This is a genomic window from Candidatus Latescibacter sp. IFSED24 (assembly GCF_058273205.1).
Map to the genome: position 1 here is coordinate 1,472,039 of NZ_CM177850.1, position 22,383 is coordinate 1,494,421.

General features: G+C 71.0%; 21 protein-coding genes. All 21 read right to left on the minus strand.

From position 1 onward, the window contains the following. Positions 1 to 49 precede the first annotated feature (49 nt). Positions 50 to 724 (minus strand): hypothetical protein, encoded by a 675-nt coding sequence (locus IFSED24_RS06070; protein ID WP_491334322.1) that lies wholly within the window; start codon positions 722 to 724, stop codon positions 50 to 52. Continuing rightward, entirely contained in the window at positions 721 to 1,602 is an 882-nt protein-coding gene (locus IFSED24_RS06075; RefSeq protein ID WP_491334323.1) for a hypothetical protein, read from the minus strand. Before IFSED24_RS06075 ends, IFSED24_RS06070 begins: the two co-directional genes overlap by 4 nt. Then, positions 1,599 to 2,309, minus strand: coding sequence for a hypothetical protein (locus tag IFSED24_RS06080; protein WP_491334324.1), 711 nt, complete (start codon positions 2,307 to 2,309; stop codon positions 1,599 to 1,601). Before IFSED24_RS06080 ends, IFSED24_RS06075 begins: the two co-directional genes overlap by 4 nt. Positions 2,310 to 2,325: 16 nt before the next feature. Beyond that, entirely contained in the window at positions 2,326 to 3,135 is an 810-nt protein-coding gene (locus tag IFSED24_RS06085; protein ID WP_491334325.1) for a DUF6754 domain-containing protein, read from the minus strand. Further along, positions 3,132 to 4,271, minus strand: coding sequence for a hypothetical protein (locus IFSED24_RS06090; protein WP_491334326.1), 1,140 nt, complete (start codon positions 4,269 to 4,271; stop codon positions 3,132 to 3,134). The genes IFSED24_RS06085 and IFSED24_RS06090 overlap by 4 nt, the downstream gene beginning before the upstream one ends. Next, a complete protein-coding gene (locus tag IFSED24_RS06095) occupies positions 4,268 to 6,400 on the minus strand; it encodes a glutamate mutase L (protein WP_491334327.1) in 2,133 nt (710 codons plus the stop codon). The genes IFSED24_RS06090 and IFSED24_RS06095 overlap by 4 nt, the downstream gene beginning before the upstream one ends. Positions 6,401 to 6,402: 2 nt before the next feature. Next, positions 6,403 to 8,058 (minus strand): acyl-CoA dehydrogenase family protein, encoded by a 1,656-nt coding sequence (locus tag IFSED24_RS06100; protein ID WP_491334328.1) that lies wholly within the window; start codon positions 8,056 to 8,058, stop codon positions 6,403 to 6,405. A gap of 52 nt (positions 8,059 to 8,110) precedes the next feature. Then, on the minus strand, positions 8,111 to 9,025 hold the full coding sequence (locus IFSED24_RS06105) for a PhzF family phenazine biosynthesis protein (RefSeq protein ID WP_491334329.1): 915 nt from the start codon (positions 9,023 to 9,025) through the stop codon (positions 8,111 to 8,113). A 117-nt stretch (positions 9,026 to 9,142) separates the two neighbouring features. Then, positions 9,143 to 9,520: a holo-ACP synthase gene (gene acpS, locus IFSED24_RS06110; RefSeq protein WP_491334330.1), complete on the minus strand. Its 378-nt coding sequence runs from the start codon at positions 9,518 to 9,520 to the stop codon at positions 9,143 to 9,145. Then, a complete protein-coding gene (locus IFSED24_RS06115; RefSeq protein ID WP_491334331.1) occupies positions 9,521 to 10,210 on the minus strand; it encodes a sugar transferase in 690 nt (229 codons plus the stop codon). Continuing rightward, on the minus strand, positions 10,207 to 11,811 hold the full coding sequence (locus tag IFSED24_RS06120; protein WP_491334332.1) for a hypothetical protein: 1,605 nt from the start codon (positions 11,809 to 11,811) through the stop codon (positions 10,207 to 10,209). Before IFSED24_RS06120 ends, IFSED24_RS06115 begins: the two co-directional genes overlap by 4 nt. Next, entirely contained in the window at positions 11,804 to 12,592 is a 789-nt protein-coding gene (locus IFSED24_RS06125) for a DUF3108 domain-containing protein (protein WP_491334333.1), read from the minus strand. The genes IFSED24_RS06120 and IFSED24_RS06125 overlap by 8 nt, the downstream gene beginning before the upstream one ends. A 112-nt stretch (positions 12,593 to 12,704) precedes the next feature. Then, complete coding sequence (locus IFSED24_RS06130; protein ID WP_491334334.1) at positions 12,705 to 13,859, minus strand: glycosyltransferase family 9 protein; 1,155 nt, start codon at positions 13,857 to 13,859, stop codon at positions 12,705 to 12,707. After that, positions 13,856 to 14,446: a D-glycero-alpha-D-manno-heptose-1,7-bisphosphate 7-phosphatase gene (locus IFSED24_RS06135; protein WP_491334335.1), complete on the minus strand. Its 591-nt coding sequence runs from the start codon at positions 14,444 to 14,446 to the stop codon at positions 13,856 to 13,858. Before IFSED24_RS06135 ends, IFSED24_RS06130 begins: the two co-directional genes overlap by 4 nt. Then, entirely contained in the window at positions 14,443 to 15,549 is a 1,107-nt protein-coding gene (locus IFSED24_RS06140; protein WP_491334336.1) for a glycosyltransferase family 9 protein, read from the minus strand. Before IFSED24_RS06140 ends, IFSED24_RS06135 begins: the two co-directional genes overlap by 4 nt. After that, the gene (locus IFSED24_RS06145) at positions 15,549 to 16,673 is read right to left on the minus strand and encodes a glycosyltransferase family 9 protein (protein WP_491334337.1); all 1,125 of its coding nucleotides are present in this window, start codon (positions 16,671 to 16,673) and stop codon (positions 15,549 to 15,551) included. The genes IFSED24_RS06140 and IFSED24_RS06145 overlap by 1 nt, the downstream gene beginning before the upstream one ends. Before the next feature lie 34 nt (positions 16,674 to 16,707). After that, positions 16,708 to 19,098, minus strand: a complete 2,391-nt coding sequence (gene lon / locus IFSED24_RS06150) for an endopeptidase La (protein ID WP_491334338.1) — start codon at positions 19,096 to 19,098, stop codon at positions 16,708 to 16,710. A gap of 32 nt (positions 19,099 to 19,130) precedes the next feature. Then, on the minus strand, positions 19,131 to 19,568 hold the full coding sequence (locus tag IFSED24_RS06155) for an Hsp20/alpha crystallin family protein (protein ID WP_491334339.1): 438 nt from the start codon (positions 19,566 to 19,568) through the stop codon (positions 19,131 to 19,133). Positions 19,569 to 19,623: 55 nt separating this feature from the next. Further along, positions 19,624 to 20,673: a hypothetical protein gene (locus IFSED24_RS06160; protein WP_491334340.1), complete on the minus strand. Its 1,050-nt coding sequence runs from the start codon at positions 20,671 to 20,673 to the stop codon at positions 19,624 to 19,626. A 1-nt stretch (position 20,674) separates the two neighbouring features. Beyond that, positions 20,675 to 21,286: a transcriptional repressor LexA gene (gene lexA, locus IFSED24_RS06165; RefSeq protein ID WP_491334341.1), complete on the minus strand. Its 612-nt coding sequence runs from the start codon at positions 21,284 to 21,286 to the stop codon at positions 20,675 to 20,677. A gap of 81 nt (positions 21,287 to 21,367) precedes the next feature. Next, entirely contained in the window at positions 21,368 to 22,306 is a 939-nt protein-coding gene (locus IFSED24_RS06170; protein ID WP_491334342.1) for a carbohydrate kinase family protein, read from the minus strand. Positions 22,307 to 22,383: the final 77 nt, after the last annotated feature.

The window sequence follows — 22,383 nt, forward strand, 5'->3', positions numbered from 1 at the left end:
TAACTCGGCAGCGCGCTAGAGGCAAGACCCTCGAACGTCGGTCGCCGGGCTACACCAGCCCCAGCCAGTCTCCGAGCAGGAATTGCAGGCGGCTGACCAGCACCGACACCCGCGCCATCACCGCGTACGCGAAGCTCGCCCCGAACGCGACCATCAGCACGTACAGACCGGCCCTCGCGAACCCGGCCCGGATCCCTCGCCCGCCGCGGGTGTAGGTGAAGTAGACCAGGCAGCAGGCCGTACCGCCAATGATCACCCACTGGTTGAGCGTCGTCGCCCAGTCGACTCCGTGCGCGCCCATGATCACAACCCCGGGCGCCACGGTGGCGTGGATCTGCGCCAGGAAGTCGGAGCGTACGGCGCGCACCAGGTTGTAGCCAAGGGTGGTGCCGACGGCGAAGGCGGTCGGCCAGCGCGCCAGCCAGGAGAGCCGCGGCCAGAGCCGCAGCAGCATGAGAACCCCCAGCAGGAGCGGGATCACCACCAGCGGCTCCCGCTCCGGCAGAGCCGCCGCGGGATCGGTGACCCGGGCCGCCGCGGGCACCAGCTTGACGATGGCGTTGGGCCAGAGAGTCGACCAGAAACCCATGACCATCCAGTAGCCGGCCGACACTCCCACGAACAGATGCTCGGCGAACTTGTAGAGCGAGTTGTCGCGCCAGAGGAAGCTCAAGACCATCAGGGTGAGCGCGGCGCCGATCCAGATCTCGATGCTGGTGCTCATGCGCGCCCCCCGTCTTGTTCGCGGCGCCGATGGCGCAGATAGGCCGCGTTGCCCAGACCCAGGAACACCAGGATCAGCACGTGCGCCACGGTCTGGGGTCCCATGGCCCGGCCGGCCCGGCGTGGGAAGTCTCGTTCGGGGTAACGGGCCGCGAGCGCCGCCTCGTACTCGCTGGCGCCCTTGAGACCGCCCAGCAGACCGACCAGCTGGCCGGGGAAGTAGGCCAGGAATTCCGGCGCGCCGATTCCCGTGCAGCCGCCGGCCACGGGGGTGCCCGTGGGGTCGCCGCCGTAGAGGATCCACTCCTTGAGCCCCGGCGTTCCTCCGGACAGCGCGACCACCAGCGGAAAGTCCTCCAGCCTCACGATCCCCTCGAGGACCGCGATTTCCGCCAGGGGCTGTCCGCCCAGGTCGGTGGTGTACATCGCGCCCAGGTCCTGCCGCAGGGCGTTGATCACCATGCGCCCGCCGGCCTTGTACCCCAGTGCGATCCAGTCTCGGCCTTCCACCAGATGCGGAAAATCGCTGACGATCACCTGCTCGCGCAGCCGCTGCAGCATGTTGTTCCCCTCGGGCCAGAGCGTCACGTAGACCGGTCGCAGCCCGCGCAGCAGCAGATGTCGGGTCACCGCGAAGGCCATGGGTTCGATCTCCGGCGCCGAGGCCGGACTGTAGTCCAGCGACACCAGCACCGGCTGTCCCGGCGCCAGCGCTTCGATGCGCGCGAAGACCGGTCGCGTGAAGGCCGAGGGGACGTCGGGGAAGAGGGGCCGCGCCACCAGGGTCACGCTCAGCGCGACCAGCAGCGTGAGGTAGAGCCAACGCCGATCGAGTCGCCCCAATCCCTGCAGCCAGCCGGTGTCACGGTCATGGCTCACGAGCGTTCCCCTTCCGCGCCGCCGCGTCCGGCCAGGATGCGCAGGGTGAGCGCCGCGACCCCGACGGCGATGCCGATGAGCACCGCCCGCTGCCCGGCCACGTTGGGCACCCGCATGATCCACATGCTGAGCGTGTCCACGCGCAGGAACTGCAGGCCGCGAGGCAGCAGGTCGCTCAACCAGGTGCCCAGCGGCGTGCGTCCCAGCAGCACCACGAACGCCGCGATCAGCAGGATGGCGGCCTCGCGCGAGCGGAGTCGGAAGGCGCGGTAGGCCGCCGAGGCGACGAAAAAGGCCAGCAGCGAGAACAGGGTGGCCATGAGCGGTTCATAGAGCGCCGTGAAGATCACCATCAGCCAGGCGTCGGGCGCGGTGACCGTGCCCTGCAGGCCGGGAGCTCCGCCCAGCTTGGCCAGGCCGATCACCAGCACCACCACGAACGAGACCAGGGTGACCACCGAGTAGGGCCAGTCCTGTCGCCGCTGGACGATCCTGCCCACGTGGCTCTTGAGCAGACTGGCGCCGCCGAGGATGAAGGCGAACACGGCCAGGATGTTGAACCAGATCGAGAAATTGCGGTCGATGTAATCGAAGGCCCGGACCGGCCAGGGTCCGCCGCCGTCGGCGCCGGGGCGCGCGCCGAACGCCGTGAGGATCAGGAGGATCCCCACGAAGGATGTGATCAGTCTTGGCACCAGTCGTTTCATCGAGCCGGGCCCCTCTTCATGGCTGCAACAACCTCAGCAGACCGTTGGCGACCGCTGCCAGCGGCGCCCAGCCGCTCAGGGCCGCCACGCTCACCAGCAAGGCGCCGCCGAGCAACACCACCAGCACCGCATCCTTGATCAGGTCCTGTCCGCGCAGGCTCCCCAGCTTGTCGGGGTCGCCCGAGAGATAGGCCTCGGCGGCGAAGAATTCCTCCCCGATGAGCACGTGGTCGCAGGCGGCCACCAGGAAGGGCAGCTGGTGGCTCATGGCCGTCCCGGCCACCTGGACGGCTCCCGCCTGGGCTCCGGCCTCGGCCAGCAGCAGCGATTCGGCATAGAATGCCCCCTGCAAGAAACAGGCGGCCGGGCGCTGCCGCGCGATCATCCCATCCACCCGCGCCGCGAAGCCGAACTGGTCGTCTGAGATGTAGGAGACCATGTCGGGGCTGAAACTGTCGGGCCGACCCACGGCGGTGTAGCTCTCGCGCAGGACCTCGCGTCCGGCGGCCAGCACCAGGCTGCGGTCGGTTGGCATGACCAGCGCGCAGCCGTGCCGCGCCGTCATGCGGCCCACGGACCCGAGAATGCCCAGGCTCGCCACGGTCTGGACGTCGTCCAGATCCTGGGTGCCGGCCACGTAGAACACCGGTCGACCCAGTTCCGTGGCGCGTCCCACGGCCTCCTCCATGGCGGCCACCCCGGCGATCCGCCGCACCTGCGGCAGGCGACCGCCACGCGCGCGATGCACGCCCCAGACCAGTGCGCCGGCCAGGGCGAACACGATCACGGCCAGGTTCCAGGTGCTCGCATCCCACCAGCCGCTCATGGGTCCTTCCCCTCTCCGGGTCCCGACAGGACCTCGAGATTCGTGCGCGGAACGGTGACGGTGCGTCCGTCCTCCAGGTCGACCTCGGCCACCAGGAGTTGCGCCTCGCTCTCGACCTGCCGCATTTCGCCAGGCAGCCGCCCCACCAGACCGCGCTGGCCGAACCATGGCGCGCGCACGATCTGCACCCGGCTGCCCACGGCCAGCGGCGGCGGCGGGGTGATGGACGCCGCTGTCTCGGGATCGGCAGCCAGTGGAATGATGAGTTCGGGGCGCAGGGCCCCGGCGCGCACCCGGGTCTGCCCCGTGAGGCCGACCTCCTGCCCCGTGTGCTCGAGCAGCAGGGCGAAGGTCTCGGGATCCATGGGCGTGCGCCCGAAGCCACCCACGACCACCAGGGTCAGGGGCGCGATCAGGCCCGTGGTATCGGCGAGGACCAGCGACTGGCCGAGCCAGGCCTGCAGGTCCAGGTCGTGGACCCCGCCGGCGATCATGCCCACCGCACCCAGCTCAGTGGCCCGCTGCAGGGCGCTGGCGGTGGCCAGCGAGCCGGCGACCAGGACCTTCCCCGCCACGCCGGAATCGAGCATGGCGCCCTCGAGGACCGTCCCCGGCCGCCGCACCACCGGTAAGAGCGGACCACGCCGTTCGCCACCCACCCCGAAGACTCCGGCCACGCGCCCCGCCCAGCCCGCCACCACCACGCCACGATCCGGCAGCACCTCGGTGACGATGCCGGGCAGGAAGGCGCGCACCTCAATCGGTGCGGCCGGTTCCTCCAGCAGGATGCGTCCGGTGTGCGGCGAGATGGCGGCCACCTGGCCCGACACCGGCGCCCGGCACACCGCGGCGAGAAAGCCGAACAGGCCCCGCGACCGGGCCAGCGGCTGTGCCGCCGCCACCTGATCGCCCACCGCGACCAGCATGGCTCCGGGCACCTCGGCAGGCAGGATGTCCAGGATCCTGGCGGCGTTGATGGTGTGCAGGCGACCCCGGCCCGGCGCCCTGGCCACCACGGTATCGCCAGCCACCCGATCGCCCACCTCGAGGAGGACCTCACCGGGCACGGGCAGCAGGCGGCGTCGGTGGAGCACGGCTTGGCGCTGCAGGAAGGGTCCGGCCCGGCCCACGCTCATGCCGACACCCCCGCAGGCAAGGCGTCGAGGGCGACGAGCCAGCGGCGCACCAGTTCGCGCCTGGCGAGCTCGGCCGTCGGCCAGACCAGATCGCGATGGCGACCGTCGAGGACCAGTCCCGCCGGTCCACCACGCACCATGGCGTTGACCCGCTGGCCGGGGCCGGCCCCGAAGTCGCATTCCCCGGCCGGATTCACTTCCAGGCGCAGGACCTGATCGGTCGCGATCGGCAGGCGGACCAGTTCGCCACGGTGCAGCACATGCGTCGCCACCCGCTCCTCGCGCTGCGGATCGATCAGCACCACCTCGGCCAGCCGACCCTCGGGTTCGCCGCGGGTTCCGGCCACGGGAGCCAGGCAGGAGCCCAGCATCACCATGGCATCGGCGTCGAGCACGGCCGCCGCCGCCGCCGCATCGACCTGTCGCAGCGCACCGAGGTGCGGCAGCACGAACACCGAGTCCACCGCCAGTTCGGTCAGCCCCTGGGGCCGGCAGGCATCGATGAGCATGGCCGCCGCCTGCAGGCGGCGCGGCGCATGCGCCAGCGGGCCACCCGACCCGAGCAACAGCCGCACCGCAGGCCAGTGCACTCCGACCGGGTCCTCCGCCTCCGCAGCCAGGGCCTCCACTCCCGTGGGTTGACCGCGACCACCGCGCAGGGGCTGCAGCGCCAGGTCGTGGTCGGCCAGCGCCAGGCGCAGGGCCTCGCGGGACGCCGCCTGCTCGAGCAGGAGATCCTCGGGAGTCTGGGGCACGGTGGTCGGCCGGAGCATCTTGTTGCGGACCCGGTCGCGCAGGTCCTCCTCGGTGATGGCGAAGGGCAGCCAGCGCGCCACGTTGGCCCAGCCCGCGCGGTGGCAGACCGCGCCCAGGCTGTAGCTCAGGCCCACGTTGGCCGAGACGCTGCGGTACACCCGTCCCTCGCGCACGCTGAAGACGTCGCAGGTCGCCCCGCCGAGGTCCACGGCCACCGCGTCGCCCCCCTGTCCTTCGGCCAGCAGATCGAGCGCCTCGCCGAAGCCGGCGGGGGTGGGCAGGACCGGCGCGGTGCAGTGGCGCTGCAGCGCCGGATACCCCGGAGCGCGCGCCATGACGTGCCGCAGGAACACGTCGTGGAGCGCCCGCCGCACCGGGCCCAGCTGTTCGGATTCCAGATCGGGGCGGAGGTTGGCCGCCACCGCAACATCGGCCACACCGTCGAGCGCGGCGACCACGGCCTCGGCAGCCTCGCGATTGCCCGCGAACACCACCGGCAGCTTGCCATCGCCCCAGCGCGACTGCAGGCCGGCGGCGGCCAGCTGCTCGGCCAGCGCCACCACCTGGGCCGTGGCGCCCCCGTCGGTACCCCCGGCCAGCAACACCATGTCCGGTCGGCACCGGCGCAGGCGATCGAGGCGTTCGGCCTCGGGTTCCGCATCGTTCCAGGCCAGGACCTCGGTGACGATGGCGCCGGCGCCCAGCGCCGCCCGTTCGGCACTGGCCGCGGTCATGGTGCGGACCAGCCCCATGACCACCATCTGCAAACCGCCGCCGGCGCTGCTGGTGGCCAGCAACGCGCCCACGCCGTGGTCGGGCCCCTGCGCCGGAACCAGCGCGAGTTCGACCTCGTCGCGGAGGATAGGATGTCCGGTCTGTTCCTGCAGCAGCCCGAGCGCGCTGCGGACACCCACCATGACATCCTCGATGGGCGCCTCCACGGTGGTAGGCGCCTCGGCGTGGCCGACGAGGCGGTAGGCACCGCCCCGGCGGGTCAGCAGGACGGCCTTGGTGGTGGTCGAGCCGCAATCGATCACCACGTAGGCGGCGTCGTCGGGACGCGATTGCGCACGCTCGCGGGCCAGCGCCTCGGGCACGGCCTCGAGGTGCGCCAGCAGGCGCTCCACCGAGCCGCGCACCTCCAGGAGCTGGGCGAGCCGATCCCAGTCGCGACCGTCGCTGGCGAGCTGGATGAACGGAGAGAGCAAACGCATGGCTTGCCCACCGAGGAACGCCGTGGGACGCAGGCACTCCAGGGCGAGAATCGCCGGCGCGGCCAGCCCGCGGGATACGATCCCACGGGCCAACCGCGCCAGGTAGCGGTCGTCGTCCTCGGAGAGGCCGGCCGGGAGGCTGACGGCGTCCCGGTTCATGGTCAGTCGCGTTGCTTCAACAGCTCACCAACCCGGGCCAGGTCGGTCCACTGACCGGCCATGGCGCCCTCGTGTACCTGATCGCAAACCGACTGGGCCAGCTTGCAGCTCTTGTCGGAGGCCGCGAGGTCGCCGCGTTCGGCGAAACCAGCGGTCACCAGGCGCGCCGCCTCGGCCACCTCCTTCACCGTCAGCCGGGCGAAATAGCGACTCGCGGCGGCGAAGAGCTCGCCATCGGCGTGAGCCTCGCGGCCGAGGCGCACGGCCTTCTGCGCCAGCGAGGCGGCCACCTCGCAGCGCGTCATGACGTCGGCCAGGACGAACTGGGCGAGCTGGTGACGGATCACCTTGGTCTGGTGAGCGTCCAGGACCACCGCGTTGAGCCCGCGCAGGGCCACCGCGACCAGATCGCAGCCGCAGTCGCCATCCTGGTCGTGGGCCTCCTGGCAGGCCTGGGCCATGGCCTCGTAGAACGCCCCCTTGCTGCGTACGGTCTCCTTCCAGCGGAACACCCCGATGATGTTCTGCTGGATCTCGCTGGTGCCCTCGTAGATCGAGGTGATGCGCACGTCGCGGCGCATCTTCTCCACCATGTACTCGCGGCTGTAGCCATAACCGCCCAGCGCCTGGATCGCCGCGTCGGCGGCGCGGTTGCCGGCCTCGGTGCACCAGAGCTTGGCCACCGACCCCTCGACCTGCAGCGCGTGCTCGCCCGCATCGATGCGCAGCGCGACGTCATCGGCATAGGCGCGGCCCGCGGCGAGGTCGACCCAGTGCGGGGCGATGAGCTTGAGAAGGTAGCCCTCCTTCTCCACCAGCGGCGTACCGAACTGGATGCGCTCGCGGGCGTAACGGAGCGCGCGGTCGAGCGCGCCCTGGCCGCCGCCCAGGCCGAAGGAGCCCACCATCAGCCGCGTGTACCCGAACACCGCATTCGCCTGCTTGAGGCCCTCCCCTTCGACGCCGCCCACGAGCTGGCTGGCCGGGACGTCGACGTCCTCGAGGATGACCGAGGCGGTGTTGGAGGCGCGGATGCCGTGCTTCTCCTCCTTCTTGCCCGCCGAGAGGCCAGGCGTGCCCTTCTCCACGATGAAGAAGGTGGGGCCGCCCGGCGCCTTGGCCAGGATGGTGAAGAGGTCGGCCACGCCGCCGTTGGTGATCCACTGCTTGGCGCCGTTGAGCCGGTAGCCGGTGACGTTGCCCGCCTCGTCGGTGATGGGGTTGGCGGTGGTCTTGAGCGCCGAAACGTTGCTGCCGGCCTCGGGCTCGGTGACCCCGTAGGCCACGATCAGCCCCTGGGCGATCTTGGGCAGCCACTCGTTCTTCTGCTCCTCGGTGCCGCCGACCAGGATGGGGTCGGTGCCGAGGCAGATGGCCAGGAAGGCCGTGGCCACGCCGAGGTCGGCGGCGGCCATCTCCTCGCTGACCTTGCAGATGTCGCGGGCGCCGCCGCCCAGGCCTCCGGCCGACTCGGGCAGGAAGATCAGGTGCAGGCCCACCTCGGGCGAGAGCAGCTTCTGGATCAGCTCGAGCGGAAACACATCCTGCTCGTCCAGCTCCAGGATCTTGGCATCGGGCAGCTCGCGCGCCACCACCTGCCTGAGGGTCTGGATGACCATCTCGGTCATCTCGGGAGCCAGTCCGGCGGGTCGGGTCATCGGCATTCCTCCGTGAAGGTTACGCGGCGCGACGGCGCCGCTCGGCATGCATTCAGGGTAGCTGGATGTGGCCGCGGCCGACCAGAACGCAGTGGCCGCCGACGTGGATGTCCACGGCGCGGCCCTCGACGACGGCGGCCTCGACGAAGAGGCGGCTGGGCCGCCCCATCTCGAGGCCCTGTTCGCCGATGAAGGCCAGGCGCTGACCAGCCCGGGCCAGGCGGTGCTTGACGAGGTACGCGGCCAGCGCCCCGTAGGCGGCGCCGCTGGCGGGGTCCTCGGGGATGCCGAAATGGGGTGCGAACATGCGGGTGTGCACCGTCGCCTCGGCGTTTTCGGTCTCGAAGGTGAAGAGGAAGAGGTCGCCGAAGCCCAGGTCGCGCGCGATGGCGTCGGCCTCGCGACGGCGCAGGCTGGCGCGTTTCACAGCGCCGAGCGAGCCCACCGGCACCACGTGGATGGGCAGCCCCGTGGAGATGATCTCGCAAGGCAGACCGGTGATGGCCAGATCGCCCTCCTCGAGACCCAGCGCCCGCGCCACCTTGCCACGGTGGTAGTACTCGCCGAGAAAGGACGGCGTGTCGTGGCGCAGGCTGTAGATCGGTCCGCGATCGCTGGCCGAGGTGGTCACCTCGAAACTGCCGGCCTCCATCTCCCAGACCAGCGGCACGTCGGTGTCCTGGGGCACGCGATGCCCGAGTTCGTCGAGAGCGAAGGCCGCGCCGAGAATCGAGTGGCCGGCGAACGGGATCTCCACCTGCGGCGTGAAGACGCGCAGTCGGGCGCGGCCACCGCCGGGGCTGGGCCGCTGGAGCACGAACGCCGTCTCCCCCGACCCCATCTCCTGGGCAAGATGGTGCATGGTGTCCGGGGACAGCGCCGAACAGTCGGGAAACACCGTCAGGCGACTGCCTCCGAAGGGGTGGTCGCTGAAGACGTCGATGAGGAGGAATTCGAGCCGGGTCACCGTATCTGACACCTCATGGCCACGAGCACGCGCAGATGGACGACGGGAGCGTAGCATAGGCTTTCCGCCGAGCCAAGACAACCTGCGGTTGTGGGAAAATCAAGGGGGTCATCGGGTTCAAACAAGGATCACCGTGGCCGTGGCGTGGTCGTGTTCGTGGCTGAGCGAGACCAGCGCCCGGGTGGCCCCGAGGTCGGCCATGGCCCGGGCCGCGGCGCCATGCAGGCGCAACGAGGGTTCCCCGGCAGCCCCGCGCACCACCTCCACGTCGCGATAGGGCACCCCGGAGGCGCCCGCTCCGAGCGCCTTGACGAACGCCTCCTTGGCCGCCCAGCGCGCGGCGAGGGCGGCGCGCGCGGCCGGCGCGGCGCGCTCGAGCACGGCCTGTTCGGCCGGCTGGAACACCCGGTCGAGGAACCGGCTGCCGTAGCGGTCGACCAGGTCGGCGATGCGCGCGATGCGCACGATGTCGGTACCCAGGCCGAGAACGCTCATTCAGTAGGCCCCCTTGCGCTCGATCACCGCCGGCAGCGTGCGCAGCAGGATGCCGATCTCGTAGCGGAGGCTACGCTGGCGCACGTACTCCTGATCCAGCTCCATCCACTCCTCGAAATCCAGGTGGCTGCGACCCGACACCTGCCACAGACAGGTCAAGCCGGGCTTGGCCAGCAGCCGGCGGGCCTGTTGCGGGGTGTAGTCCGCCACCTCGGAGGGAATCTGGGGCCGCGGTCCCACCACGGACATGTCGCCGCGCAGCACGTTCCAGAGCTGGGGAAACTCGTCGAGGCTGCTGCTGCGCAGCCAGCGACCGACCCGCGTGATACGGGGATCGTCCTTGATCTTGAACGCGGCGCCCGAGGCCTCGTTCAGGTGGGCGAGCTCCTGCTTGCGCACCTCGGCGTCCACGCCCATGGAGCGGAACTTGTAGCAGTCGAAGAAGCGCCCCCGCAGCCCCACCCGCTGCTGCTTGAACAGGACCGGGCCCGGGGTCTCCAGCTTGATCATGGCCACGATGAAGGGCAGCAGGGGCAGCAGGAGCAGCAGGCCGACCAGCGCCCCGACGATGTCGACCAGGCGCTTGATCACGCGGTAGGCCAGGCCCACGGGACGGTCGTAGCCGTCCTTGACCTCGGCGATGAAGGCGTCGTAGCCGCCCCGGTCGGTGAAGAAATCGGCGGCACTCATGGCGACAGCCCCCGGCTCGCGTCCGCAGCGTCCTGGCGACGCCAGAGATCCACGGCCACGCCGGGCCCCTCGTAGAGCCGCTCCAGGCTGCCCGCCCTCTCGAGAGCGCCGGGCAGCAGGTGCCGGGGATCCAGATCCCACGACCGGGCCCAGATCACCCAGGCGCTCGCCTGGCCGGCCAGCTGACGGGTCACGAGCTGGTCGGCCATGGCCGCGTCGCGGATGACCGGTTCGTCCCAGCAGCCGAGCACCGGGCTCCGATCCTGCCAGTAGTAGCGGACCACCGGTCCAACCACGGGCACCAGGATGGGGCGCTCGGCCGCGGGAGCCGCCGCGATGGCGTCGACGGCACCGCGCAGGTCGGCCTTGGCATACTGGTCATCGAGGAAGAAGCCGCCCAGGGACAGGGCGAAGAGCATGCACAGCGCCAGGCTGAGCCCGGCTCGCCAGCGCCCCGGCAGCCGGGCGAGGCCGGCCGCCGCCAGCGCCAGCAGCCAGGGCAACGCCGCGACGGTGTAGCGCACGTTGAAGGGCTTGATGTTGCGCCAGGCCAGCAGCGACACGCCCAGCAGGGGCACCAGGATCCACAGCAGGATGGTCCAGCGCCGCCGGGTCAGACGCCCGGCCCCGGCGACCAGCACGGCGGCAGCCACCAGGGCGCCCAGGCCGATGATCGGCGCGTGTGCCTTCACCACCGCCAGCCGATCGGCACCGTGGAGGTCGGCCAGGGAGGGGCCGAGGCTGAACCCGTAGAACAGGCTGAAGCCGGTGAAGGGCAGGGCCCAGAGATTGAACGTGGTCTCCCCGCGCAGCGACTCGCCGGTGCTGGCGCCCGGCATCATCCGGCCCACTTCCCAGATGCCCGCTGCCTTCAAGAGCCACGGCGCGGCCAGCACCACCCCGCCGCCCAGCGCCAGGCTCCAGAGCAGCCAGTCGCGCGGGCGCCGTGGCGGCGCCACGATCAGGACGGTCAGGCCGAAGGCCAGCAGCAGGAACACGAAGGAGAAATTGCTGGCCAGACCGGCGAAGCAGAGCACGGCCAGCAGGCCGGCGCGCGCCGGGTCGGGCCCCCGGCGGAGCATGGTCACCAGCGGCAGCGCCGACGCGATGGCGAAGAGGATCACGAAGCTGTAGCCGCGCCCCTCCTGCGCGTACCACACGGCGAAGGGGCTGAGCGCCAGCAAGAGCGCCGCCAGCCGTCCGGCCAGCCGCCCCCAGAGCCGGGCGGTCACGAGCCCGAGGAGCGGCACGGCCAGCGTCCCGGCCAGCGCCGCCGGCAGGCGCAGCATGACGACCGTGTCCTGCAGCCGCAGCAGCGGCCAGACCGCGACATAGTAGAGCGGTCCCTGGTAGGCATCGAGCATCTGGGCGAGGAAGGTGTAGCCCCGGCCGGGCGCCACCAGGTCCCAGGTGAACCACTCGTCGATCCAGAGCGACATGGACCCCAGCCGCAGCAGCCGCAGCGCCAGCGCCAGCCCGGTCACCAGGAGCAAGTAGCGGGCTCCGGGCGAGTCGGTGGCCGTGCGGGCGGACGCCAGCCAGCCGTCCGGCGGGACCAGCGAGGCGCGGGTGGTCTTCTCGGAAACCGGGTGGTCAGTCACCGTCACCTCCGCCGGCCGGCGCGGGCACGTACTCGCGCAGGTGCGCCGCGATGCTGCCCACCGGCAGCTTGGTGGTCATGAGGACCGGAATCCGGCGCGCGTCGGTGGTGAGGTAGATCATGAGGTCCCCCTCGTGCTTGAACAGCCCCTCACCCACCATCACCGGCTGCACCACGAAGCAGTCGAAGGTCCCGAAATCGGTCTCCACGGCTTCTTGCCGGTGGACGATCACGCGCAGGTCGTAGGTCTTGCGTGAACTGTGCGCGGACAAGAATACGTCGCGACCCACCTCCAGGTCCAGCGTGCGCACGAAGTAGAAGGCCGAGAGAACGTCGTGGACGCCGGCGGCGATCTCGAACTCGCGCCCATCGTGGTAGCGGGCCACGGCGGCCTCGTGGTCGAACTCGATCTCCACCGTCTTGCGATAGGTCCCCTCGCGCAGCCGCTTCATGAAGTAGCGGCTGAACAGGCCTTCCTGGTCGATGTAGCTGACGACCTTGTCGCGGACCTTGTAGATCCCCGAGAAGAAGCGGTTGCTGCTCGCCGTGCTCTCGATGCGGTAGCACGGGTGACCCTGGAAATCCACGACCCCGACCACCTCGAGTACGCCCTCGCCGGCGTTGACCAGGCCGTAGTCGATGGAGAAGACCAGCTTCTCGCCGACGGCGAAGGGCGGCGCCGCTAGGCGGGCGGGCGGCTCGTCGGCCGGTGCCGGTCCGGCAGTCAGGATGCAGAACAGCAAGCCGCAGAGCAGCAGGGAACGTCGCGGGTCCAGCGTCATGGTCGATCCTCCACCCGGTCCAGGAAACAGGGGGCCAGCGTCTTGATGGTCAAGGCAACAGGCACGGAAGGGCCGGGGTTCCCACCCCGCGGCCGCGGCGTCCCGACGCCGGTCATACCACATGGTCCAGCGAAGCCAGCGCCGTCGCCACCTGCGCCGGCTGCAGGTCCGGCAAGCAGACGAACTCGTCGCAGACGTGGCGGTGGCAAGGATGGCACGCGGGCCGCATGGCCAGGACCTGGTAGCGACCGGTCCCCGCGTAAGGGAACCAGAGTCCGGGATCGGTGGGGCCGAAGAGCGCGAGGGTCGGCACCCCGTAGGCCACCGCGGCGTGCATGATGCCACCATCGACGGTGACCAGGCGCGCGGATGCGGCGGTCACCGCCAGGGCGTCTGCGAGGGGCAGGGGCGCGAGCAAGCCGCCACCGGCGGGCGTCATGGCGGCGGCGAGGTCGGCGAACCGGCCTGCCGCACCCGGCGGACAGAGCACGGCCACCGGCATGGGTGCGTCGGCCTGCAGTTGCCCGATGAGCGTGCGCCAGTGCGCCAGCGGCCACTCCTTGGACGGCCAGGTCGCGCCCGGCGCCAGCAGCGTGAACCCGCCGGGCTGGAGACCGCAAGCGGCCAGCGCGGCGCGCGCGGTCCCTGTGAGCTCCGGGCGTGGCAGGCGCGGGCGCAGCTCGCCCGGCTCGTAGGTGTGGGCCAGCCAATCCAGGAACGGACGCCCATCCGAGTGACGCAGCGGCGCCAGCCGGCTGAGATGCTCGCCGAGCACGCCACCCGCCACCGCGAAGAGGTCGGGTCGCTCTGCAGGCGCAGGTGATGGAGCCTGATGGGTGTAGAGCCGTTGACGGCTCGGGCTGACCGACCCGGCGATGCGGGCGCGGATCGAGGCCAGGCGCAGGAGCCACGCGCTGCGGGGATTGAAGAAGAGGTCCACGGCCAGGTCATAACGAGCGCGCCGCAACGCCGCCACGGTCCCCAGGGTGCCCCGGGCCGTCGGGATGGCGGTGGCGGTGTCCGGACCGCTACGGGCCGCGGCATCGGCGCCGCGGCGCTGGACACTCAGCCCGTGACAGCGCGACAGTAACGGATGGCCCGCGATCAGGGGCGCGTGCTGGGCCTCGCAGAGGAAGCCCAGTTCGAGCCCGGCATCGCCCCGGCGCAGGACCTCGAGCACCACCGTGGACATGGCGATGTCCCCGAGGTACCGCAGTCGGGTGACCAGCACGCGCTGCAGGGGTCGGCCGTCCAGGGTCCAGCTCACGGGGCCTCCCTCGCCAGCACCCGGGCCACGACCGCGGGGAGGTCGTCGGCCACCAGGACGCCCTGGCGGTCGCCGAGCTGGGCCTCCTGATCGCGCCCATGGCCGGTTCGAACGAGCGCGGGCCGCAGGCCGGTGGCCAGCGCCAGATCCACATCCGAGACCTTGTCCCCCACGACCCAGGACCGCATGGGGTCCCAGCGATAGCAACGGCCAGCCTCGACGAGCAGTCCCTGGGCCGGCTTGCGGCACCGGCAGTCCGCGTCGGGCGCGTGGGGACAGTAGAAGAACCCGTGCAGCGGACAACCCTCCGCGGCCAGCAGCTCATCCAGGCGGGTCATGACCGCGGAGAACTGGGCCATGGTGAATCGGCCGCGACCCAGGCCGGATTGGTTGGAGACCCCGATCAGCAGCCAGCCCGCCGCGAGCGCCCGGCGCAGGGCTGCCGGCACACCGGGCACCAGTTCCACGAGGGCAGGGTCGCAGAGGTAATCCTTCTCCACCATCAGGACCCCGTCCCGGTCGAGAAAGAAGGCCGGAGCGCCCGGCGGCGGAGCGCCCGGTGCCGGGGCGGACAGCCAGCGGCTCACGTCGCCCACTCCTCGTCCGACCCGGCCAGAAGCGCCTGGAGCTGCGCCAGGACCATGGCGCCGCTGAGGGTGTCCAGGCAGAAGACCTCCTGGTTGCATGTCTTGCGGAAGCAGGGCTGGCAGGTGAATCCCGTGGCGGTCAGGGCCCTCGCCCGGCGACCTAGCGGTGCGGTCCAGGCAGCGCTGCTCGAACCGAAGAGACCGAGCGTGGGCACGTCCAGGGCGGCGGCCAGATGCATGACCCCGCTGTCGTTGCCCACGAACGCCTGGCTGGCCTTGAGCAACGACGCCAGGTCGACCAGGGTGGTCCCGCCGACCAGATCGATGGCTCCGGCCGGGCCCAGCAGGTCGCGGCGCCAGGGCAGGTCCGGCGTGGCCTGGCGCAACTCGTTCAGGAATGCGGTGGTCGCGGTATCGCCGACGATGGCCAGGCGCACGCCCTCGCTGCCCACGGCGAGGCGCACGAACTCGGCCGCGCGCGCCACGGGCCAGGTCTTGGCCGGACCGAACGTGGCTCCCGGGGCCAGGATCCACAGCGGCGGGCCGCTGCCGAGCGAGGTCGCGGCCAGACCGTCCAGTCCCGGCAGCCGTGGCGGTCCCGGTTCGCCGGTCGACCCCGGCTCGCAACCAAGGACCTCCAGCAGGGCCAGTCCCAGACGCCGCAACTCCTCGCTGTGATGCCAGCGGCCCCGCGAACGTTCGGGTCTTAGGCTCAGGGTCAGCAAGGGGCCACGCGCTCCGGTGGCATAGCCGATCCGTCGCGGAATGCGCGCCAGCCGGGCTACCAGGCCCATGCGCAGCGACGGCGGGCAGAGCAGCACGGCGGTGGCTTCGGTCTGGCGCCAGTCGGCGGCCAGCGAGGCGATCCCCCGCCAGCCGGCGTGTCGGCCCGTGCGCTCATACGGCACCAGACCTGCCAGGCGGGGATCCCGGACGAGCAGGGGGGCCCAGCGACGCCGGACGCAGCCGTGGACCTCCAGGCAATGCCCGCGGGCGTCGCGGGCGTCGTTCAACAGATCCAGCAGGGGCGTGGCCATGACCAGATCGCCCAGCCAGTTGGGCAGGGCCACCAGCACACGGCCCACCTGCGCGGGCACGTCCATCACGTTCCCGGTGCGGGCAATGGCCCGTTGGCAGGGCCGTCGTGGGGAAGGTCGGCGGGCGGCCTGACGGCCTCGGTCCGGCGCACGGCGTCCACTGCTTCCATGAGCGTGGCGATGTCGACCTTCTCGCCCTTGGCCACGGGCAGGATCTGGCAGCGACGACGGCTCACGGGATGCCAGCGCTGCTCGACGTGGCCGCCGAAGAGGCCGATGGTGGGCACGCCCTCGGCTACGGCCAGGTGGAAGAGATCGGTGTTGCCGGCGAGGAAGAGGTCGCACTGGCAGAGCAGCAGGATGGTCTCCAGCAGGGTGTCGCGATTGAAGGCGGGGGGCACGGGCGAGGACAGCTCCTGCTCGAACTGGCGCAGGCGATCCTCGCCCTCGTTGGTGCCCAGCGGCAGGATCCGGCAGGGCAGCTGGGACTTGAGTTGTTGCACCAGGAACGACAGGTTCTTGCTCGAGAGCGCGCGGCCGGACTTGTCGGGACCAGGGTCGATCCCGATGAGCAGTTCCTCGGGCCGCGGCTTGTTGAAGTGCACCAGCTGGGCGACCTGGCGCAGCTTGTCCGTGGGCAGGGGCCACGACGGGTGGAGCAGCCCCGCCTCCAGTCCCAGGAAGGGCGCGAGGCTGCGGATGCGGTCGCCGGCGTAGCCGGGAGCCTCGTCGTGACGGCGCAGTTCCAGGTTCACCGCCGGCCAGGCCCCGTCGTGCGACGGTCCGTAGCGCAGGGCGGCGCCGCAGGCGAGACCCAGCCCTTCCAGGCTGGGGGCGGGATCCTGGGAGAGCACCAGGCTCACGTTGTAGCCGGCGCCAGCCAGGCTGCGCTGAAGGTTGCGGAACGCCGGCTTCCAGCCCGTGAGCTGCTTCTCGCCGTAGACCAGGACCTGGCGCGCCAGCCCGCTGGGCACCACCAGGGGTGCGAACGGCTCGGGGACCAGGAAGTCGATGCTGGCCCCCGGCCAGTTCCGTCGGATCGCGGTCAAGAGCGGCACGTGGAAGAGCAGCTGGGAGAGATCCGGCGTGGCCATGGCCAGCAGCCGTGACCCGTCATGGATCTGCCCGGGCACCCGGAAAGGGCCGGTATCCTTGCGACCGCGCAGGGTCTGCTTGAGTTTCTCGAGCACGGGCGTCCCTTCCGTGGGTCCCTCGTTCCCGGGGCTAGAAGGCCTCCGGGAACACCGTCTCCCAGACCTGATCGACATGGCTGACCGGGACGAACTCCACCACCTCGCGAACCTCGTCGGGAATGGCGTCGAGGTCGGTGGCGTTGGTCGCGGGAATGATCACGCGCCGGATCCCCACCCGATGGGCTGCCAGCACCTTCTCGAGCAGGCCGCCGATGGCCAGGACCTGTCCGGTCAGGGTGATCTCGCCGGTCATGGCGGTGCGGCGATCCACGGGCCGGCCGAGCAGCAGCGAGAGCAGCACGGTGGCCATGGCGATCCCCGCCGATGGGCCATCCTTGGGAATGGCGCCGGCGGGCACGTGGATGTGCACGTCGTGTTTGAAGAATTCGGCGAAATCCTCATCGTCGCCGAAACGGTTGCGCAGCAGGCTGAACGCCGCACTCGCCGATTCCTGCATGACCTTGCCCAGCTGGCCGGTGAGCTTGAGCGAACCGTTGCCCCCGGGAATGGTCAGCCCCTCGATGTAGAGGATCTTCCCGCCCACCGGGGTCCAGGCCAGCCCCGTGATCACTCCGACGCCCGCCCGCTTGCGGAGCTGGTCGCCGGTGTAGGTCGGCGGGCCCAGATAGTCGGGCAGGCTCTTGGCGTTGATGGCGTGCGCCTTGCGGCCGCCGCGGGCGACCTTGCGCGCGGCCTTGCGGCAGACCGCGCCGATGCGCCGTTCGAGTTCACGCACGCCCGCCTCGCGGGTGTGGCCCTCGATGATGTGCATGAGTCCGGCGTCGGTGAAGCGGATCTTCTTCCGGGTCAGTCCGTTCTCGTCCACCTGCCGCGGCACCAGGTAGCGCTTGGCGATCTGGAGCTTCTCCAGGTTGGTGTAGCCCGGTAGCTGGATCATCTCCATGCGGTCGAGCAGCGGCCGCGGGATGGTGTCGAGCATGTTGGCGGTGGTGATGAACATCACCTTGGAGAGGTCGAAGGCCAGCGACAGGTAGTGGTCGGTGAAGTCGCTGTTCTGCTCGGGATCGAGAACCTCGAGCAGCGCGCTGGCCGGGTCGCCGCGGAAATCCTGGCCGAGCTTGTCGATCTCGTCGAGCATGATCAGCGGGTTGTTGGTGCCGCACTCCTTGATGCCCGAGATGATCCGGCCGGGCATGGCGCCGACGTAGGTGCGGCGGTGGCCGCGGATCTCGGCCTCGTCGCGCATGCCGCCCAGGGAGAAGCGGAAGAACTTGCGGCCCACGGCCTCGGCGATGCTGCGGCCCAGCGAGGTCTTGCCCACCCCGGGCGGTCCCTGCAGGCACAGGATCGGGCCGCGATGGTCGCCCTTCAGCTTGCGCACCGAGAGGAATTCGAGGATGCGTTCCTTCACGTCCTCCAGGCCGTAATGATCGCGCTCGAGGATCTCCTCGGCGTGCTTGAGGTCGATCTTGTCCTCGCTGGCCACCTTCCAGGGCAGATCCAGGATCCAGTCGAGGTAGGTCTTGCTGACGGTGTACTCGCTGGCGCCGGGCGACATGCGCGACAGGCGGTCGAACTCGCGCTCGGCGGCGGCCTCCACCTTCTCGGGCAGGTCGGCCTGGTCGAGACGCTCGCGCAGCTCCTCCAGTTCCACCGAGCCCTCGTCCTCGTCGCCGAGTTCGCGGCGGATCGCCTTGAGCTGCTGGCGCAGGTAGTACTCGCGCTGGTCCTTGTCGATGGATTTGCGGACCTTGGTCTGCAACTGCTGGCCCAGTTCGAGGACGTCGAGCTCGCGCATGACGATCTTGGAGAGGATCTGCAGGCGGCGGCGCGGCGAGCTCTCCTCGAGGATCTCCTGCTTCTCGGTCACGTCGATGTCGAGATTGGTGGCGATGAGGTCGGCCAGCCGCCCGGGGTCGTCGATGTTCATCACCACGACCTTGAGCTCGTCGGAGAGGTTCTCGCTGGCGTCGATGATCTTCAGGAAATTGTTGGCCACCCCGCGCATGTAGGCCAGGGTCTGCGAATCTTCGGCCTCTTCCTCGGGCACGGTCGAGATCGCGGCCCGGATGTAGGGCTCGTCCTGGAGGATCGCCTCGATGCGGCAGCGCGCGATGCCCTGCCCCAGCAGCCGCATGCTCCCGTCGGGGAAGCGCAGCATCTTCTGGATGCGCACCGCCGTGCCCACGCGGTAGATCTGGTCGGCGTCGCTGACCGGTTCCTGATCCGGTTCATCGTCGTCCAGGTCGATCTCGGGGCGTTGCGCGAAGGCCCCCAGGATCTTGTCGCCCGCGAGGCACTCGTCGGCCAGCTTGATGAGGTTGGCGTCGCTCAGCACCAGGGGCACCATCATGTAGGGGAAGATGACTGCCTCGCTGATGGGCAGGATGGGCATGGTCGCGGGCAGCGACACGTTCTGCTGGCTCTGGTCGTTCCGGCTACCGGTCGCGCTTTCGGACATGGACTGGCTCCTCCGCCCTCGCTAACGCATGCTCATGTGCGGTCGATGTCGATCTGGCGGCGGCGGGCCCGGCCGGGCTCGCCCTTGCCGAAGGTCACGTACAGGAATCCGCCCCGGTACTGGGCGGTGGCGCTGTCGGGGTCGACGTCGGCGAGGATGGGCACCCGCCGCACGAATGGCCCCACGTTGATCTCCATGGTGTGGAAGTGCTTGCGCCCGGGCCCGGATGATTCGGCACGGATGCCCCGGACCAGCAGGGTCTGCCCGTCGCAGATCACCTCGATCTGCGCGGGATCCATGCCCGCCAGATCCATCTGCACCACGAAGGAGTCCTCGGTCTCGTAGACATCGGTGGCTGGCCGCCAGCTGAGGTCGCCCTCGGCGGGCAGCGCGCCGCCCTTCTGGCCGTACGAGGTCACCAGGATCTCGAAGATCTCCTCCAGGTCACCCTTGCGGCCTGATCGTGTCATCGTCAGCCTCCACCGATTGCTGCTGCCGGAGCCCGGGATCAACGTGCTGGCAATGCTAACGGTCGGCCTGGCGAGCGTCAACAAGGGCCTCGGCCGGGGCGGGGGCCTCATCCCACCGGATCCCCCAGTCCACGAGCACCGCCTCGCTGGCGAACTGCAGGTACCCGCCGGCCAGCCGACGCCACCCGGCGGTCAGGCGCACCCGACCGGCAGCGGCCGGGTCGGGGAAGAGCGAACCCTGGTCTCCCACGTGCCGCGGCCGCCCCGCCCGCAGTTCCAGCCCGACCAGGCCCCGACGGCGATGGGGCCAGCGTCGCCAGAGGTCCGCCACCAGCGCCAGCCAGGCGTCCCAGGAATCGTCGCCACGACCGGGACCGGTGGCGGCTGCCACGGTGCCGCCGGCCCAGATGCCCCGCAGGCACCAGGTCTGCCAGCGCCGGGGGCCGCCGGCGCAGGCCAGCAGGGCCCGGCGCGCCACGGCGCGCTGCAGGGCGCGCTCGCAGGGACCGCCGGCCAGGGGCCGTTGCCAGCTGGCCCGGACCACCACCGATTCGTGCGGGTGCCGCCGGCGGTCGGAGCGGAGTTGTCCCGCGAGGCAGCCGCGAGCGGCGGCCGCCAGATCGGCGCCCACCGGTCCGAAGGTCGCCTCGAGCAGGGCACGCGGCGCGGTCTGCAGGTCGCCGAGCGTGCGCACGCCCAGCCGTTGCAGGTGCGCCACCTCGCGGGCGAAACGCCCCGCCAGGACGTCCACCGCGAACGGGGCCAGGAAGACCGGCTCGCTGCCGACGGGGACCAGCAGGAGCTGCCCCGGCGCGGCGGACGCCAGCCGCGCCGCCAGCAGCGCCACCAGGACGCCCTGGCCCAGCCCACCGCTCACCACGCCCCAGCGCCGTCGCGCCTCGCGACAGACCTGGACCGCGCCGTCGGCCCCGGCCCCGAGCCAGCGGTCGGTGCCGCTCAGGTCGAGGTAGACGCCGCCGGCGGCGGCCTCCCAGGCCGGCGTCCAGCGCCCGCAGAACTCGGCCAGACCCGTTCCGTCGAGGTCAAAGACACGGCGGCCGGCGACGGACGCCGCCGGCCGCAGATGCAGGACCGCGCCGCGCACGTCAGAACCGCCGCAGCACCCCGATCACCACGCCCTGGACGCGCACCCGCTCCTCGGCATACTCCAGGGGCGACATGGTGGGGTTGGCGGGGATCAGGCGGATGTTGGCGCCCTGGCGCTGGTACTGCTTCACCGTGGCGTTCTCGCCGTCGACCAGGGCGATCACCGTCTCGCCGTTGCGGGCCATCTCCCGCTCCTCCACCACCACCACATCCCCGTCGCGGATCTGCTCCTCGATCATGGAATCCCCCCGCACCCGCAGCGCGAAGGTCCGCCGGCGTCCCAGCCACTGCTCGGGCAAGACGATTTCCTCGGTCTCGGGCAACGCCTCGATGGGCAACCCGGCCGCCACCGTGCCCAGCAGGGGCACGACGACCGCGCCGTCGCGGGCGGACCGATGGGAGCCCACCACCTCGAGATCGCGGCTGGCGTTGCGGCGCTCGCGCCTCAGATAGCCCTTGTCCACCAGCTGGCTGACGTGCTTGTGCACCGTGGCCACCGAGGACAGGCCGAAGCGCTGGCCGATCTCCTGCAGGGTCGGCGCGAAGCCGAACTCCTCGCAGTACTCGCTGATGTAATCCAGGATCTGGGACTGACGGCGGGTCAAGGGCATGGCCGCACCTCCGGCTGAACTGCGAATTCGCTGCGTGTTCGCCCAAGCTAGGCGAAAAACAGGCGAATGTCCAGCCGTTTCTCAGGCGCCCGGCCACCCGGGGGGACGCTCGCGCCGGCGGGGGCCATGGTCGCGGAGGGCCTCGGCCTCGGCGAGGGTGGGCAATCCGCGCCGGCCACCCCAGTCGCGGCACTTGAGTGCGGCCACCGCAGCCCCCAGCTCGAGGCAGCGTTGCCAGCCGTCGCCACGGGCCCGGGCGAAGGCGTAGCCCGCGTGGAAGGTGTCGCCGGCACCGGTGGTGTCGCGGACATCCACGGCGTAGGCCGGCACGTGCAGCGGGTCGTCCGCCTCCTCGGCCAGGGCCAGGACGCCCGCCTCGCCGAAGGTCATGGCCACCAGCGCCGGCCCACGGGCGCGCAAAGCCAGCAGGGCCTGCACGGGATCGCTGCGACCGGTGAGGGTGGGTGCGAAGAGCCGCGAGGAGATCACGTCGGTGCACGCGGCCGCCAGGTCCGCCGACCCCGTCCGCACCGAGCCGGCATCGAGCACAACCGGCATGCCCTGCGCCCGCGCCGCCGTGGCGAGCGGACACGCCGCCGCCGGTTCATGGCCGTCGCAGTAGAGCAGGTCGCAGCCGCGCAGCCACGCCGTGTCCACCTGATCCGGCGTCAGCTCGGGCAAGCTGCCCCGCGTCCAGAAGATGGTGCGGCTCTCGGCGTCCGGATCGACCAGGATCACCGCCTGTGGCGAGCGGTGTCCCGGGGCGGTGACGCTCAGGGCGAGGTCGACGCCAGCGGCTTCCAGTTCGCGGCGCTGGACCAGGGCGCCGACATCGTCGCCGAAGACGGTGACCAGACGGACCCGGGCGCCGAGCCGGGCGAGACAGACCGCCGCCGTGGCGCCGGGACCACCACCGCCGTGCAGGATCTCGCGCACCTCGCACTTGCTGTCCACCGGGGGCAGGCCGTGCACTGGCACGGTCACGTCGAAGGCGTTGTAGCCCACCACCAGGATGTCCACGCCTGCTCCTTGCCGTGATCGTCGGGCCTGTGCTAGCGTGCTGGTGTGCTCGCGAACCCGGAGTCCGCACCCCGCCG